The sequence below is a fragment of the Moorena sp. SIO3A2 genome (assembly GCF_010672265.1).
GTDB classification, from domain to species: Bacteria; Cyanobacteriota; Cyanobacteriia; order Cyanobacteriales; family Coleofasciculaceae; genus Moorena; species Moorena producens.
The window spans coordinates 15,927-31,938 of sequence record NZ_JAAHHC010000062.1; the positions used below are offsets into that span (position 1 = coordinate 15,927).

Annotated in this window: 7 protein-coding genes and 2 pseudogenes; 5 read left to right on the plus strand and 4 right to left on the minus strand. The window is 41.2% G+C overall.

Going from position 1 to position 16,012, the window contains the following annotated elements; translation table 11 throughout:
• The first annotated feature begins 3 nt into the window (after nucleotides 1–3).
• Complete coding sequence (locus F6K64_RS33800) at nucleotides 4–783, plus strand: FkbM family methyltransferase (RefSeq protein WP_287267656.1); 780 nt, start codon at nucleotides 4–6, stop codon at nucleotides 781–783.
• A 261-nt stretch (nucleotides 784–1,044) separates the two neighbouring features.
• On the opposite strand, the gene F6K64_RS33805 is transcribed toward F6K64_RS33800, so the two are convergent.
• On the minus strand, nucleotides 1,045–1,926 hold the full coding sequence (locus F6K64_RS33805) for an alpha/beta fold hydrolase (protein ID WP_287267657.1): 882 nt from the start codon (nucleotides 1,924–1,926) through the stop codon (nucleotides 1,045–1,047).
• A gap of 293 nt (nucleotides 1,927–2,219) precedes the next feature.
• Between F6K64_RS33805 and F6K64_RS33810 the strand changes: the two are divergent.
• The 4 genes and pseudogenes from F6K64_RS33810 to F6K64_RS33820 all read left to right on the plus strand — a co-directional run.
• A pseudogene (locus F6K64_RS33810) lies at nucleotides 2,220–3,601 on the plus strand (IS4 family transposase).
• 434 nt (nucleotides 3,602–4,035) lie between these two features.
• On the plus strand, nucleotides 4,036–4,353 hold the full coding sequence (locus tag F6K64_RS38590) for a transposase (protein WP_229419080.1): 318 nt from the start codon (nucleotides 4,036–4,038) through the stop codon (nucleotides 4,351–4,353).
• Nucleotides 4,298–4,531 (plus strand): hypothetical protein, encoded by a 234-nt coding sequence (locus F6K64_RS33815; RefSeq protein WP_131826897.1) that lies wholly within the window; start codon nucleotides 4,298–4,300, stop codon nucleotides 4,529–4,531. The genes F6K64_RS38590 and F6K64_RS33815 overlap by 56 nt, the downstream gene beginning before the upstream one ends.
• Nucleotides 4,532–4,621: 90 nt before the next feature.
• A pseudogene (locus F6K64_RS33820) lies at nucleotides 4,622–4,708 on the plus strand (IS1 family transposase); the annotation flags it as partial.
• Nucleotides 4,709–4,809: 101 nt separating this feature from the next.
• Here the strand turns inward: F6K64_RS33820 and F6K64_RS33825 are convergent.
• The 3 genes from F6K64_RS33825 to F6K64_RS33835 all read right to left on the minus strand — a co-directional run.
• Nucleotides 4,810–10,677 (minus strand): non-ribosomal peptide synthetase, encoded by a 5,868-nt coding sequence (locus F6K64_RS33825; protein ID WP_287267659.1) that lies wholly within the window; start codon nucleotides 10,675–10,677, stop codon nucleotides 4,810–4,812.
• Nucleotides 10,674–15,305 carry a non-ribosomal peptide synthetase gene (locus F6K64_RS33830; RefSeq protein WP_287267661.1) on the minus strand — a complete coding sequence of 1,544 codons (4,632 nt, stop codon included), beginning with the start codon at nucleotides 15,303–15,305 and terminating at the stop codon, nucleotides 10,674–10,676. The genes F6K64_RS33825 and F6K64_RS33830 overlap by 4 nt, the downstream gene beginning before the upstream one ends.
• The coding region (locus F6K64_RS33835) for a phosphopantetheine-binding protein (RefSeq protein ID WP_287267663.1) at nucleotides 15,302–16,012 on the minus strand (711 nt) is incomplete at its 5' end. The genes F6K64_RS33835 and F6K64_RS33830, both read right to left, overlap by 4 nt.

The following is a 16,012-nucleotide window of genomic DNA, read 5'->3' on the forward strand; positions in this document are numbered from 1 at the left end:
CTAATGACTTTAAGCAATCAACAGGTAACCCTTAACAAGGGAGTAGGTGCAGGACTAAAATTCCATGGGGATGGTTCTAATCCTGATTTTGCACGTGGTACCTATGAACTTCCGCTTCAGAACGCTTTAGCAAGCTGCTTAAACCGCGATCATATCTTCTATGATATCGGTGCTAATATTGGCTTTTTTACTATTATTGCTGCGAAGCTAGTTGGGCCATCTGGACAGGTTTATGCTTTTGAGCCAGTCCCAAACAATGCTGACATTATTCGACGGAATGTCGAGCTTAATAGCTTCTCCAATGTTACTGTTTTCCCACAAGCAGTTTCTGAATCAACCGGAACCGGAGAATTGTTGCTAGCCCATCATTCAGGGGGAGCTACTTTAGCTACAGCGGGTACACCTCCAGATCTCAGGGGTGAAATGACAGTTGACCTTGTATCTATTGATGATTTGGTGTCCCAAAAGACTTTGAAACCCCCAACGGTTGTCAAAATCGATGTGGAAGGAGCAGAAATTAATGTTTTAAGGGGGATGATTGAAACTATTAAAGAGTATCAGCCCATCCTGATTTATGAAGTAGATGATGGTAATCAAGAGTCCTTTAAACTGAAGAATCAAACTATTGAGATTTTTATTGACTCTCTAGGATATAAAATCATGCCCCTGGAACCAGCTTATCCCAATATTCCCTGGTATGTTGGACATGCGATCGCCTTTGGCGCGGCTGAGGCCTTTGGCCACGCTTCGCGAACGCCGATCGCGTTTTCAAAACTTAACTGAAAATGCTATATTTCTGTAAGCATATGCGCTACACGCACGCTACTTGAGGTGCCGTCAGCTGTCAGCATTAGGCTGTCAGCTGTCAGCCTAATGCTTAAAATAAACCTCATTTGGGATAATTTCCTCATTTGGGATAATTTAATAGTTCGAGGTGTTACAGAATTAAAAGTCTGGGGAAAAGCCCATCATAAGCATTCAGCTTTTGAATAAAATCAGCTGACCGCTGAATGCTGAATGCTGAATGCTGAATGCTTAGGAATTCTAGGCAAATTCTAAAATATGCTCAGCAGTAACTTGAGCTTGTTCCAAGTGAGGCACATGACCACAGTCTTTAATCCAGATTAATTGAGATTGTGCGATCGCATGCTTAAACTTACTAGCAGCAGCAGTCCCTAAAATTTCGTCATGGTCACCCCACAAAATTAGAGTTGGCTGGCTAATCTGAGCCAGCTTATCTCCAAAATCACCATAACCACCACTTTTGGTAAACGCAATCAAGGCTTGATTCCAACCAGGCATTTCTAGGTGCAATGCAGCACAAATTCGGGCATCTTCAGAGGCCCAACCTTTATCATAGTAAGCGTTTCTACTTATACTTTGCCTTACCTTGGGATTAGCCAAAAATGCTGTGGCTAGGTAGCCTAAGGGAGGAAATAAGAACTTCCCCATCGGGGGAGCCTTGGTGCAGCCAGCACTATCTATTAATACTAACTGTTTAACAACCTGGGGGTAAGTGAGGGTAAAATCAATCGCCGCTGCACCCCCCATGGAGGTTCCGACTACAATGACTGGTGTTCTTATCAGGGTTTTCCAGAAATAATACAGATGAGTTGCGATCGCGTAGGGGCTAAATGGTGTCCCTGCCATGCGATCCGTAAACCCAAAACCCAACAAATCCACTGCCCAGGTTTCATTTTCCTGAGCCAGCAGTGGTAGCAAGCGGCGTAATTCTAGCACGGAACTATCGAAGCCATGGAGTAACAAAATTGGTGTGCCACCCTTACCCTGATTAACGTAAGTTGTGGCAATCGCCTGGGGGCTCAGGGGAGTTGAGATAGCTTGACGCTGGATACTTTGAGCAAGAACAATTGAGGTAGACTCAACTAGCTGCTGGGTATTGGAGGGCAGAAAATCAGGAAACATCAGTTGAATTGCTGTAATCAGAGGACAATCCTGATTCTCCCCCTCACAAGCGCAATTATGTTAGTCAGTGCTTGTCTTGCACGGATGAGCACTCCGGAACTATTGCCTCTTGCCTCTTGCCTCTTGCCTATCCCTACCCAAATACTTTTTCAGCAAGCCCTAAGTAACTGATGGGCTGAACTTATTACCCAGTAATGATTTTAGCTTGCATGTCACACCCCCAGAAAGTGTTCACCATTTTGTGGTAAAAAAAAGATAGGTCGATTATTTGCAACAAGACCTACCAATTGAAAATGTTACCTGCATTTTACCAAAACCACTTAAAAAGTCAACTTAGTAAATCAGAATACTTATTCCTTTTAATTCTGCTTAGTCTCGTACAGACAATTAAAAACGTAAATTTAGAAAAATTAGCAAATATTTTATCAATTCCCATAAAATTTGAAAGTCGTAGAAAAAGAATACAACGATTTTTATCATTGCCTAATCTAACGATTGAAAAAATTTGGTTCCCAATTGTAAAAACCTGGTTATCAACATACTTTACAACTGAACAATTAATTTATGTAGCGTGCTTATCGCACAAATTGGAGTCGCATAAATTTGATCATGATTAGTATAGTTTGGGATAAAAGATCCTTTCCCATATATTTTGAATTACTTCCCAAATTAGGGTCTAGCAATTTTAATTAACAGAAAACTGCCCTATCCTCAGTGATGCCACTTTTAAAAAATTATAATATTTGTATATTAGGGGATAGAGAATTTTGCTCGGTAAAGCTAGCAAAGTATCTCCAGTCATTGGATGTATATTTTTGCTTACGTCTTAAAAAAAACGAATTTATTGAAGTTAAAAATGAGATTTGGATTCAATTAAATAATTTAGGTTTAGCACCGGGAGTATCGTTTTTTATGCAAGGAGTTAAAGTAACCAAGACCCATGGTTTTTCAAGTTGTAATGTGGCTTGTAAGTGGCAACGTAAAGTCAAGGGAATAACCCCAAAAGAGGGATGGTTTATTCTCACCAATTTCGACGGTATAGAGTTGGCAATTTCCGCTTATAAAAAAAGATTTGATATAGCGGTGCGACCCCGGTCGGGTTTCCCGACCTAGGGAACGCGCACCAAGAGAAGAAGAGATGTTTAGAGATTTCAAGAAAGGTGGCTATAATCTAGAGGATACTAAAGTTGAGGGTAAACGGCTGATTTCTCTAGTTTTATTAATTGCGATAGCTTATACTTCTTCAACGATTCAAGGTCAGCAGATTAAAGCGATGCAGCGCGGTCTTGGGGAGGCAGCGCGGTCTTGGGGGTTCCCCCCATGAGCGACTGCCGTGGTTTCCCCCACTCGCTATTGCATCAAGACACGTCAAGGAATACAAAACTATGTAGCTCGTGTCAAAGAATTTGGTCGTAGGGAACGGAGACATAGCGGTGCGACCCAAGGGCGATTTACTCGCCCATTGGAAAGCGCACCGTCCAGTTTTTACATTGGTTTATATGGCCAAACTTGGGTGAATTTCAAGGATGTTTGTTTAAAATTAGTCACCGAATTAATGAAATTAAATCCTAATAAGCGATGCAGCGCGGTCTTGGGGAGGCAGCGCGGTCTTGGGGAGGCAGCGCCTTCACGCGGGGGTTTCCCCCATGAGCGACTGCCGTGGTTCCCCCCATGAGCGACTGCCGTGGTTTCCCCCGGAGACCAAACCTTAGACAGGCTCGCCTTTATGGTAGGTAGGCTATGCAGAAAAGGGGTAAAACTTATTGATTAGCGATGCAGCGCGGTCTTGGGGAGGCAGCGCGGTCTTGGGGAGGCAGCGCCTTCACGCGGGGGTTTCCCCCATGAGCGACTGCCGTGGTCCCCCCCATGAGCGACTGCCGTGGTTTCCCCCACTCGCTATTGCATCAAGACAAGGCTCAACTGTCTTACGGTAAATTCAAACCACTCGCTATTGCATCAAGACAACGAAAGTATTATCAACGAGGCCTAAGGGCTAGGTTGCTTATAGAGTCGGCGTTGTAACTTATTTCGTCGCCCCCTCAGGAACACTTTACATTTAAAGCGTTTCAGGTTATTTCGTCACCCCTTCAGCCTCTAAATATATTAGGAATATATGAACCAAAAAAAAGCTTTAATTATGCTTTAAAACTTGGTAGCATCAAAAAAGATAATTTAATAAAGTTTTTGGACAAAGAAGCCAAAGAAGCGGAAAAAACTAGACTAACAATAAGAATAGATACAGTCATTGTTCTGGATAATTCCTCAAGTCATAAAATTCATCAGGTAAGAGCTAAACAAAAAGAATGGTTAGAAATGGGATTGTATTTATTTTTTTTGCCAACTTATAGTCCAGAACTTAATCTAATAGAGGGTGAGTGGCGTCAACTTAAAGCGATGCAGCAAGGGAACAGGGGGTTTCCCCCATGAGCGACTGCATCAAGAAACTCATCAAATCTCTGGTCGAATGTTTGAGGATGAATACGATTTAGCTTTAGCAGTTAAAGAAGGTATAAAAAAACGAAGTTACCAAGTAGGTTATCAGCTTCAACAGTGGACAATATCTGGAAATGTAGATAGTAAAAATTATCAAGTTTTTAACCTTTAATTAAGCCCACCTACTTACCAGTAAACCTAAACCTCCCAAACCTCCTGTAATCATGTAGCTAGCATCTGAACGGAAACTTAAAGGCTTTTGACATTATCGTTTTCTCAAAAATTAAGTAATCATATTGGAGCTATATGGAACTTCATACATCACTATAATAACACAATTTGTACTTGACCATTACTATGCAGGACTACCGAATAAAAATAATCATTATTATTATGAAGTCTGCGATCTTCGATCGCAGACTTCACCAGCGATTGCTATCACCTAAATCCTTACAAATCTTTGCCAAAACGCTGTCTAAAATTGGCTATTGATTTTGCTGGAAGTACATAATGTTCACAATGTAGATCGCCTGCTTCAAATTCTAATTCTTGCAAAATTTGGTAATGTAATTCAGACTGTTCTCCATCGCAAATTCCTACAGTAGGCTCCAGTTGCTCGAACTGAGATGATAGTAAAGCAGAAAAAGCACAACCCATGATATTAAAAGGATTTGAATTAAAAACTGCTTCCTTTTGAGCATTATTCATTATTTTTTCTACAGAGGGTAGTAAATGGACTGTGGTTTTTATAGGAAATGGCGATCGCAACATCCCTCCCTCACTAAATAAAATATCTTCCCGTTCCTGAAAACGCTTAATAGCTTGCTCTACTGAAAAACAATGAGGACCAGAATCATCAACAATTAGCGTACCAGGCTTAACCTGCATAATATCTAATACATTTGCGACATTTGTAGCTCCAACAATTAAAGTAGAGTCGTAAATTTCTTGGGGAACTGTTGTTTTTGATAATGCCAACTTTATTTTACCTTTAAAACCAAATTTATGTACTAAATTTTGTTCAATATTCTCCAGGAATTCTAACTTACTGTAAACGTCACAAAGAGTAATTTCTTGAGGATGTGGTAAGCATTTCAACATTAACGGCAGCACATTCATTCCCACAGAACCTAATCCAATAAATCCTACTTTTTCTGTACTTAAATCCCGGCCACCTTGCTCACATATCTTCTTAATAGTCAATACAACAGCAGCACCAGTTGTTCTATGTCCAGTCGTAATTTTTGGCAAATCCTCACGGTTAGCAACTGCCTTAGTAATTGCCAATCCATAATCAGTAGCAGAAGGAATTAAACCAGTTAAAGAAACAAATTTAGCACCAATTATTCCAGCCATTTCTAATGCTTCAATAATTACCTGTACTGCATCATCTTGATTGCTATATAAATCCGAAACAAATCGAGGCAAAGCTATTATTGCAATTCGACCCCAATTAGTCTGTTTAATCATCGTCCAAAAAGGAAGATTTTCAAAGATATTTTCAATCATATAATCTCGACTCCAGTCAAACATTTCTGGATCATATTCTCCCCAATAACATAAAGCTGCAGCATCGACAGGAGGAATTTTACCCACAGTAAATAAAGATAACAAAGAGCGAGATTCAAATTGTACATACTCGGAATTTTTAGTTTGTACAACTTCCTTATTTAATGTTTCCTGAACTTCATTATTAATTGATTGAGAAATTGGCTCTTGAGAGACATTTTTATTTTGTATTAGTTCTGTCATAATATTACTTAACTCAGCAATTATTGGGTGTAATAATAAAGTTTTTACTGAGAGACTAATGTTGAAATTTGTGGATATCTTAGAAACTAATTTGACTGTGGTTAGAGAATGACCCCCCAAATCAAAGAAGTTATCATATATTCCCACCTGTTCTATACCCAACACTTCTTTCCAAATCTCTGCTAATACCTTCTGTGTCTCTGTTTCTGGAGCCACATACTCCGTTGACACACTACTGGCCAAATCCAGTGCAGGCAAAGCCTTACGGTCTACTTTTCCATTGGGAGTCAGAGGCAGTTGCGACAACACCATCAACCCCGATGGCACCATATATTCTGGCAACCGCGACTGTAGATACTCTCTCAACTGCGGTATCAGTTGCTTTCTCAACTGGGAACTCAAAGGATTATTCCCATAATTATCCCAGTTAACTGCTACCACTGATTTTTGAGTTAGGGGTGTTAACACTATCCCTTCTTTGGCTAACTCACTGCGCACAAATACCCCATCCATCAATTCTGGACTACCTTGTGCTGACCAACACAACTCTAAGCTATACCCTAGCTCCGAACTCAGTTGATGTAGCCTCTCTGGGTCGATGCCATTGACTAGCTTCTCCTGTAAAGACTGCCTCAACTGCTGTACATTCTGTTTTGATTCTGGCTGTGATAGCAACTCTACCAACTCTACATCATTAGCTACTCTGCTATTGACTAAACCACTAAAGCAAATTGATTCTGGCCCTTTGGATCGCAGATAAGTTTCTATCTGTTTAACACTCAGAGCCGCTCCACTTTCTACAGTCGGTGTTATTACTTTTCCTGGTTGTACCTCTATATGCAACAGTACGCTATAACGATATTTATTCAGTTCGTTTAGCTCCTTTCCCCTCTGTAAACGCATTTGTACATGAGTTATTTCTGGATGTTTTTCCTTGAGAGCCACAAAAAATTCTGGTGACACTAACAACTCTGTCTCCTGCTCCATTTTTATATCTATCTTGGCCTTAAGTTGTTCTACTGACAGTGATGGAGTTGCTTGGTACAGTTGCACCGAAGAGTGAAATGCTCTCATTAATGTTAAACATCGGACATCTCCCAAGATAATTATTCCTCCTGGTTTAACTATCCTAATTGCCTCAGATATTGTTTGTAACAAATACTCTACATTGGGAAAATATTGAATCACCGAGTTGAGAATCACCACATCGAAGTTTTGAGCCGCTATGTCACCTATCTCATCTGCTCTTTTTTGCGCTAGATTGACATGACCATATTTTTCTGGTTCCTGGAGTATTTGTTGTTGAATATACTCTAGGGAAATACTAGATATATCGATGCCATAATAGGCTTTTGTTTCTGGTGCTATTTGAAATAGTAGCAACCCTGTTCCACAACCTATTTCACATACTTTTTCCGGTTTATGTGCTAATACTTGAGCTACAATATCCCCTGCCCAGGTTCGCATTTGACTTTCTGGTAAAGATTGGTTGCTATAACTACTGCCCCAACCTGAGATGTTGAATAATGGATCTTTAACTTGGCTCTTCTCCTCATCTATTTGTTGATTAAATAGGTTTTCCCAACTGTTGATTTGGGTATTTGATAGTTCTGGGTTTGATGTAGTGCTGCTTTTAACTTCAGGTACTATATACGCCACTAGACGTTGAGCGTCTGAGTTATCTTCCCTTGCTACTACTACTGTTTGTTTGACACCGGAATGCTGAGTTAAGGTTGCTTCTATTTCTCCGGTTTCTATCCGATATCCTCGCACTTTTACTTGGTGGTCGATCCGCCCGATAAATTCTATATTCCCATCAGCTAAATAACGCCCTAAATCCCCAGTTTTATATAATTTTGACTTTTGAGTGCGATCAAAGGGATTGGGGATAAATCTCTGAGCGGTTAAATTTTCTCGATTGAGATATCCACGAGCTAAACCTACCCCACCTATATGAATTTCACCTGCTACTCCTATAGGGACTGGTTCTAAATTATTGTCTAGGATGTAGATTTGAGTATTCCCGATCGGGCGACCTATGGGTGGCACAGGATACTCTGGTGAACATTCTGTCATTGTGGCACATACTGTTGATTCTGTTGGTCCGTAGGCGTTCACAAATTGTCGCCCTACAGACCACTGGGATATTAGCTCTGGTGGGCAAGCTTCTCCTGCTACTACTATTGTCTTTAAATCTGGTAATTCCTCTTTGGGCATCACTGCTAGAGCTGAGGGGGGTATAGTGATATGGGTGATTTTGTTGTTGTGCAACCACTGATTAAAACCAACCCCAGGCATTAGGGAATCTCGAGTGCCCATGTACAAACTGGCTCCCGAACCTAAAGCCATGACTATTTCCCAGATGGAGGCATCGAAACTTAATGATGCAAACTGAAGCACTCTACTGTTGGAGTTGACTTGAAAGGCTTGAATTTGAACTTTCACTAGATTACACAGTCCCTTGTGTTCTACCAAGACTCCTTTTGGTTTACCTGTGGAACCTGATGTATAAATTATGTACGCTAAATTTTGGGGACTGACTTCACTCTTGACCTTTTCTGGTGTTTCAGTGGCTATTTTTTCCCAATCTCTATCTAGAAAAACCACTTGAGCTTGATGTTGGGGCAATTGAGCTAATATTTGTTCTTGAGTTAGTAACACTGACACTCCAGAGTCAGCGAACATATATTCTAGGCGTTCTTGGGGATAGTTCGGGTCTAATGGCACATAAGCTCCTCCGGCTTTGAGTATGGCTAATAAACCTACTACCATTTCTACTGAACGATCTACACATATTCCCACTAAGGTTTCTGGAACTACTCCCAACTTTTGCAAATAATGTGCTAGTTGATTGGCTTTACTATTTAATTCCGAATATGTCAGCTTTTGTTGTTCAAATACTACTGCTAATGCATCCGGGGTTTTCTCTACCCGATCCTCAAATAACTGATGGATACATTTGTCATCTGGATAATTTGTTTTGGTATTGTTCCACTCCACCAGTATTTGGTCTAGCTCTGGCTGTGTCATTAATGGCAACTGGCTAATAGGTCGTTCGGTCGTCTCTACTGCTGCTGATAGTAAGTTTTCATAATGTGACAGCATACGAGTAATTGTTTCAGCCTCAAACAAGTCTGTGTTATAGGCACAAAATCCTTTGATTTCTTCTCCTACTGGCCACAGATGTAACTCTAAGTCCATCCGCACTGTCATCTCAGCTCCTGCCCCTTCATACCAACCTACTTCTAAGTTAGGTAAACTAAATGATGGTTTTAAGATTTCCGACTGCTGCACCGCAAACACTACCTGAAACAAGGGATTTTGCGATAGTGCCCGTTCTGGTTGCAACTCTTCTACCAACTTCTCAAAGGGTATGTCTTGGTGACTATAAGCTTCTAGAGCTGTTTGTTTGACTCGGTTTAATACTTCTGTGAAACTAGGGTCTCCTCCCAGGTCTGTGTACATGACTAGGGAGTTGACAAAGAAACCTATCAACCCTTCTATTTCTCGGCGGTTGCGGTTGGCTATGGGTGAACCTACTGCTATACTCTGTTGACCACTGTAACGAGACAGCAATACTTTGAATACTGCTAACAGGGTTATAAATAGGGTCGTTCCCTGCTTTTGGGTCAGTTCTTTAACTTTTGATGTTAGTGCTGCTGGTATGTTTATCGGTATACCTGCTCCATTAAAGGTTTCAACTGCTGGTCGGGGATGGTCTGTGGGTAGTTGTAGTTGAGGTAAGTCTTGTAGCTTTTGCTTCCAGTAACTTAGTTGCTGTTCGAGAGTTTCCCCTTGTAAATAGTTCCTTTGCCACACTGCAAAGTCAGCATATTGTATGGGCAACTCTGGTAATGATAACGGTTCCTCTTGCACTATAGCAGTGTAAATAGCTGATAGTTCTTTGGGCAATACTGTCAGTGACCAGCCATCACTAGCTATGTGATGTAATGTGATTTGCAGTATGTGTTCTGTTGTTCCTAGTTGATACAACTGAGCCCGTATGGGAGGGTCTACTTCTAGATTAAATGAAAGTTCATTTTCTTGTTGGAGTAGTTGTTGTAGTTTGGTGGTAGCTTCTGATGGTGTTAACCCACTTAGGTCAATTATGGGTAGTTCTAATTCAAAGGGGGGTTGAATTATTTGTACTGGTGTGTCGTTGATTTCACTGAAAGTGGTTCTCAGGGTTTCATGGCGAGCGATGATTTGGTTGATACTTGTTTGTAGGGCTACATAGTCTAGTTTTCCTACTAGATGTAGGGTTAATGGCATATTGTAGGCGTTGCTACTCAAGGCCATTTTTTCTATAAACCATAGCCTTTGTTGTGCATAGGATAACGGGATTACCTGCTCCCTAGAAATTGATTGAATGGAACTAGCTACAGATTTCTGAGTTATTTGTACTTCTCGAAGAAACTCTAAAATTTCTGTCTTGCGCTCCACTAGATTCCGTTTTAGCTCTGCTGTCATTACTCCCTTGGGAGCATAACATTCTAGTTGCTCTTGCTCTATCCAAAGTTTAACACCCAGATTTTGCAGGTAAGAAATAAAATTAACTGTTTTCATAACACAAATCTCTCATATTCTTCTGTTTCTGAAATTAACGTAGTCTTATCTTGGGGTAGCTGACGCAGCACTTCAATATTTTTAGCTATGCCAGCAATAGTTGGTGACTCAAATAAACGCTGTAAAGTCAGTTCATTCCCAAAAGCCTGACGGCAGCGAGACACAACCTGAGTTGCCATCAGGGAATGGCCGCCCAAATCAAAGAAGTTATCGTGTATTCCCACCTGTTCTATACCCAACACTTCTGCCCAAATCTCTGCTAATACCTTCTGTGTCTGTGTCTGTGGAGCTACATACTCCGTTGACACACTACTGGCCACATCCGGTACAGGCAAAGCCTTACGGTCTACCTTACCGTTAGGAGTCAGAGGCAGTTGTGACAACACCATCAACCCCGATGGCACCATATACTCTGGCAATTTCGACTCCAGATACTCTCTCAACTGCGGTATCAGTTCCTTTCTCAACTGGGAACTCAACGGATTATTCCCATAATTGACCCAGTTACTTGCTACCACCGATTTTTGAGTTAGGGGTGTTAACACTATCCCTTCTTTGGCTAAGGAACTGCGCACAAATACCCCATCCATCAATTCTGGACTTCCCTGAGCAGACCAACACAACTCTAAGCTATACCCTAAAGATGCACTTAGTTCATATAACCTCTCTGGGTCGATGCTCTTGGTTTCCTTTGACTCTAAAAACTGCCTCAACTGCTGCACATTCTGTTTTGATTCTGGCTGTGATAGCCACTCTACCAACTCTACATCATTAGCTACTCTGCCATTGACTAAACCACTAAAGCAAATTGATTCTGGCTCTTGGTCTCGCAGATAAGTTTCTATCTGTTGAACACTCAGATCCGCTCCACTTTCTACAGTCGGTGTTATTACTGTTCCTGGTTGTGCCTCTATATGCAACAGTACGCTATACCTATATTTATTCAGTTCATTGTGTTCTGTTCCCCTCTGTAAACGGATTTGTACATGAGTTATTTCTGGATGTTTTTCTTTGAGAGCTAGAAACAACTCTGGTGACAATAACAACTCGGTCTCCTGCTCCATTTTTATGTCTATCTTTGACTTGAGTTGTTGTCTCGACAGTGAGGGAGTTGCTTGATACAGTTGCACCGAAGAGTGAAAGGCTTTCATTAATGGCTTACTCCGGATATCCCCTAAGAATATCATCCCTCCTGGTTTGACTACCCTGATACTTTCTTCTATTACTTGCAACAGATACTCCACACTCGGGAAATACTGCACTATGGAAGAAAGCAATACGGCATCGAAACTGTTATCTGCCACATCAGCCATATCTTCAGCTCGTTTCTGTGCTAAGGAGACATGACGATATTTGTCTGGTTCCTGTTCTATTTGTTGTTTGATGTATTCTAATGAGACGTTGGAGATGTCTGTGCCTAAATATTTTTGTGTTTGCGGTGCGATTTGAAATAGCAGCATTCCTGTGCCACAACCTATTTCCCACACACTCTCTGGTTTCTGGGCTAATACTTGGCTAACAATATCCCCTGCCCAGATGCGCATTTGCTCTACTGGTATGGGCTGGTTATCATAACTGCTGCGCCAACCTGAGAGGTTAAATAAGGGGTCGATAATTTCACTCTCCCCATTCTCTATTTGTTGATTGAATACTTCTTGCCAATTACTGAGTTGATTATTTGATAGTTCTGGGTTAAAATTCGTGGCAGTTTCAGTTTCAGCTACTAGGTATGCGACTAAACGTTTGTCTCCTGGCTTATCCTCTCTGGCAATTACCACTGCTTCTTTGACTTTGGGATGTTCATTTAAAATCCCTTGAATTTCTCCAGTTTCTATGCGGTAGCCTCGGATTTTTACTTGGTGGTCTATTCTACCTAAAAATTCTATATTGCCATCAGGTAGGTAACGTACCAAGTCTCCTGTTTTGTATAATCTTTTCCCTTGCCAAAAGATGAACTTTTCGCTAGTTAATTCTGCTTGTTTTAGGTAACTGCGTGCTAGCCCTTCTCCTGCTATGTGTAGCTCTCCTGCTACTCCTATGGGTACAGGTTGTAAATGGACATTAAGAATATATACCTGGGTGTTTGCTATTGGTCTGCCTATGGTTGGTGATTTGGTTGCTCCTTTTTCCATTAACCCATATGTTGAGTAGGTTGTGTCTTCACTAGGACCATAAAGATTGTATACCGCTTTAATTGTTTGTTGTTCATACAGTTGTTGAACCAGTTGATTATCTAGGGGCTCTCCTGCCAGATTCACTGTTTTTACTCCAGTGGGAATACTTTGATTTCTGACTAATTCTCTTGCTGCTGATGGTACTGTGTTGATTAGGCTTACTTCTCCTGCTGCTGGTAGTTCGGGGAGATATAAAGCATTTTCAGCTAATATGACTTTTCCTCCCCAACTTAAGGGTACAAACAATTCAAATACTGATAGATCAAAGCAGATAGAAGTGGAGGCTAATACTCCTGATAATTCTTCTTGGCTATACACTTCTCGTGCCCAATACAATAGGGACACTGGACTACCGTGTTCAATTGCTACTCCTTTAGGTCGGCCTGTAGAACCAGAGGTATACAATACATAAGCTAGGTTCTGGGGATTAACATTACTGACTACATTAGCTTGTATTTCTGCCCTATTAGCTTGGTTGATATCTATTAGAGGTGTTTTGGTTTCTGGTAGGTTCAACTGGGAGTTGAAGTCAGTTAACACTAAGTGTAACTCCCCGTCTTCTAATATTTGAGATAAGCGTGAAGTTGGATAATTCGGGTCTAATGGCACATAAGCTCCTCCAGCTTTAAGTATGGCTAATAAACCTACTACCATCTCTACTGAACGCTCTACACATATTCCCACTAGGGTTTCTGGAGATACTCCCAATTTTTGCAAGTAATGTGCTAGTTGATTAGCTTTGCTATTTAATTGGGAATAGGTCAGCTTTTGTTGTTCAAATACTACTGCTACTGCATCTGGGGTTTTCTCTACCTGCTCTTCAAATAACTGATGGATACATTTGTCTGTGGGGTAATCTGTTTTGGTATTGTTCCATTCTACCAGTATTTGGTCTAGCTCTGACTCTGTCATTAATGGCAACTGGCTGATCGGTCCCTCGGGAGTCTCTACTGCTGCTGATAGTAAGTTTTGGTAATGTGACAGCATACGACTAATTGTTTCGGCTGAGAACAAGTCTGTGTTATAGGCACAGAATCCTTTGATTTCTTCTCCTACTGGCCACAGATGTAACTCTAAGTCAAACCTCACTGTCATCTCAGCGACTGCCCCTTCATACCAACCTACTTCTAAGTTAGGTAAGCTAAAGGATGGTTTTAAGATTTCCGACTGCTGCACCGCAAACATCACCTGAAATAACGGGTTTTGCGATAGAGACCGTTCTGGCTGCAACTGTTCTACCAATTTCTCAAAGGGTATGTCTTGGTGACCATAAGCTTCTAGAGCTGTTTGTTTAACTCGGTTTAATATTTCTGTGAAACTCGGGTCCCCTCCCAGGTCTGTGTACATGACTAGGGAGTTGACAAAGAAACCAATCAACCCTTCTATTTCTGAGCGGTTGCGGTTAGCTATCGGTGTTCCTACTGCTATGCTTTCTTGACCACTGTAACGAGACAGCAATACTTTGAATACTGCTAACAGGGTCATAAATAGGGTGGTTCCCTGCTTTTGGGTGAGTTGTTTAACTTTTGATGTTAGTGCTGCTGGTATGTTTATGGGTATACCTGCTCCATTAAAAGTTTGAACTGGGGGTCGGGGATGGTCTGTGGGTAGTTGTAGTTGGGGTAGGTCAAGGAGCTTTTGCTTCCAGTAGTTGAGTTGGCTAGAGAGGGTTTCACCTTGTAAGTAGTTCTTTTGCCAAACTGCAAAGTCGGCATATTGTATTGGTAGTGGGGGTAATGGAGATGATTGGTCTGCCAGTGTGGCAGTGTAAATAGCCGAGAGTTCTTTGGGTAATACTGTCAGTGACCAGCCATCACTAGCGATGTGATGTAATGTAATTTGCAGTATGTGTTCTGTTGTTCCTAGTTGAAACAACTGAGCCCGTATGGGGGGGTCTACTTCTAGATTGAATGAAAGTTCATTTTCTTGTTGGAGTAGTTGTTGGAGTTTCGTAGTAGCTTCTGATGGTGTTAACCCACTTAGGTCTTTTCTGGGTAGTTCTAATTCAAAGGGGGGTTGAATTATTTGTACTGGTGTGCCGTTGATTTCACTGAAAGTGGTTCTCAGGGTTTCATGGCGAGCGATGATTTGGTTAAGACTTTTTTGTAGGGCTACATAGTCCAATTTACCTACTAGATGTAGGGTTAATGGCATATTGTAGGCGTTGCTACTCAAGGCCATTTTTTCAAGAAACCATAGCCTTTGTTGTGCATAAGATAATGGTGGGGGGTTGCCATTTCGCTCAATAGGCTTAATTAAGTTTTCCTTGAATTCTCTCTTTAAATTAGCTTGTTGTAAAAAAGTAATAATTTCCTGCTTACGATTGCTTAATTGAGTCTGTAGCTCTGATGTCAATACTCCCTCTGGAGCTTTACAACGCAAGCGTTCACCTTCAAGCCATAATTTGACATTTTGATTAGCCAGATTATCTAAAAATTTCTTTAATGTTTTCATAGTTCGATTTCCTCGAATTTTTCTTGATTGTTAGAAATTGTTTCTAGTCGTTCTGCTAAAAATGCGTTGTCATCTATGGCATCAATATCAGCGCCTAATTGTTTGATAGTAGGATTTTCAAATAACCTACTGATAGGTAACTCCAATTGAACAGTATTTTGCAACCGAGACACAACCTGAGTTGCCATCAAAGAATGACCCCCCAAATCAAAGAAGTTATCGTGTATTCCCACCTGTTCTATACCCAACACTTCTTTCCAAATCTCTGCTAATACCTTCTGTGTCTCTGTCTGTGGAGCTACATACTCCATTGACACACTACTGGCCACATCTGGGACAGGCAATGCCTTACGGTCTACCTTGCCATTGGGAGTCAGAGGCAGTTGTGACAACACCATCAACCCCGATGGCACCATATACTCTGGCAACCGCGACTCCAGATACTCTCTCAACTGCGGTATCAGTTCCTTTCTCAACTGGGAACTCAACGGATTATTCCCATAATTATGCCAGTTACCTGCTACCACCGATTTTTGAGTTAGGGGTGTTAACACTATCCCTTCTTTAGCTAACTCACTGGGCACAAATACCCCATCCATCAATTCTGGACTTCCCTGAGCAGACCAACACAACTCTAAGCTATACCCTAAAGATGCACTTAGTTCATATAACCTCTCTGGGTCGATGCTCTTGGTTTCCTTTGACTC

What these genes read in the sequence shown, in the direction of transcription:
- F6K64_RS33805 (WP_287267657.1), bottom strand. Translation starts at nt 1,926, where the DNA reads ATGTTTCCTGATTTTCTGCCCTCCAATACCCAGCAGCTAGTTGAGTCT.
- F6K64_RS33825 (WP_287267659.1), bottom strand. Translation starts at nt 10,677, where the DNA reads ATGAAAACAGTTAATTTTATTTCTTACCTGCAAAATCTGGGTGTTAAA.
- F6K64_RS33830 (WP_287267661.1), bottom strand. Translation starts at nt 15,305, where the DNA reads ATGAAAACATTAAAGAAATTTTTAGATAATCTGGCTAATCAAAATGTC.
- F6K64_RS33800 (WP_287267656.1), top strand. Translation starts at nt 4, where the DNA reads ATGACTTTAAGCAATCAACAGGTAACCCTTAACAAGGGAGTAGGTGCA.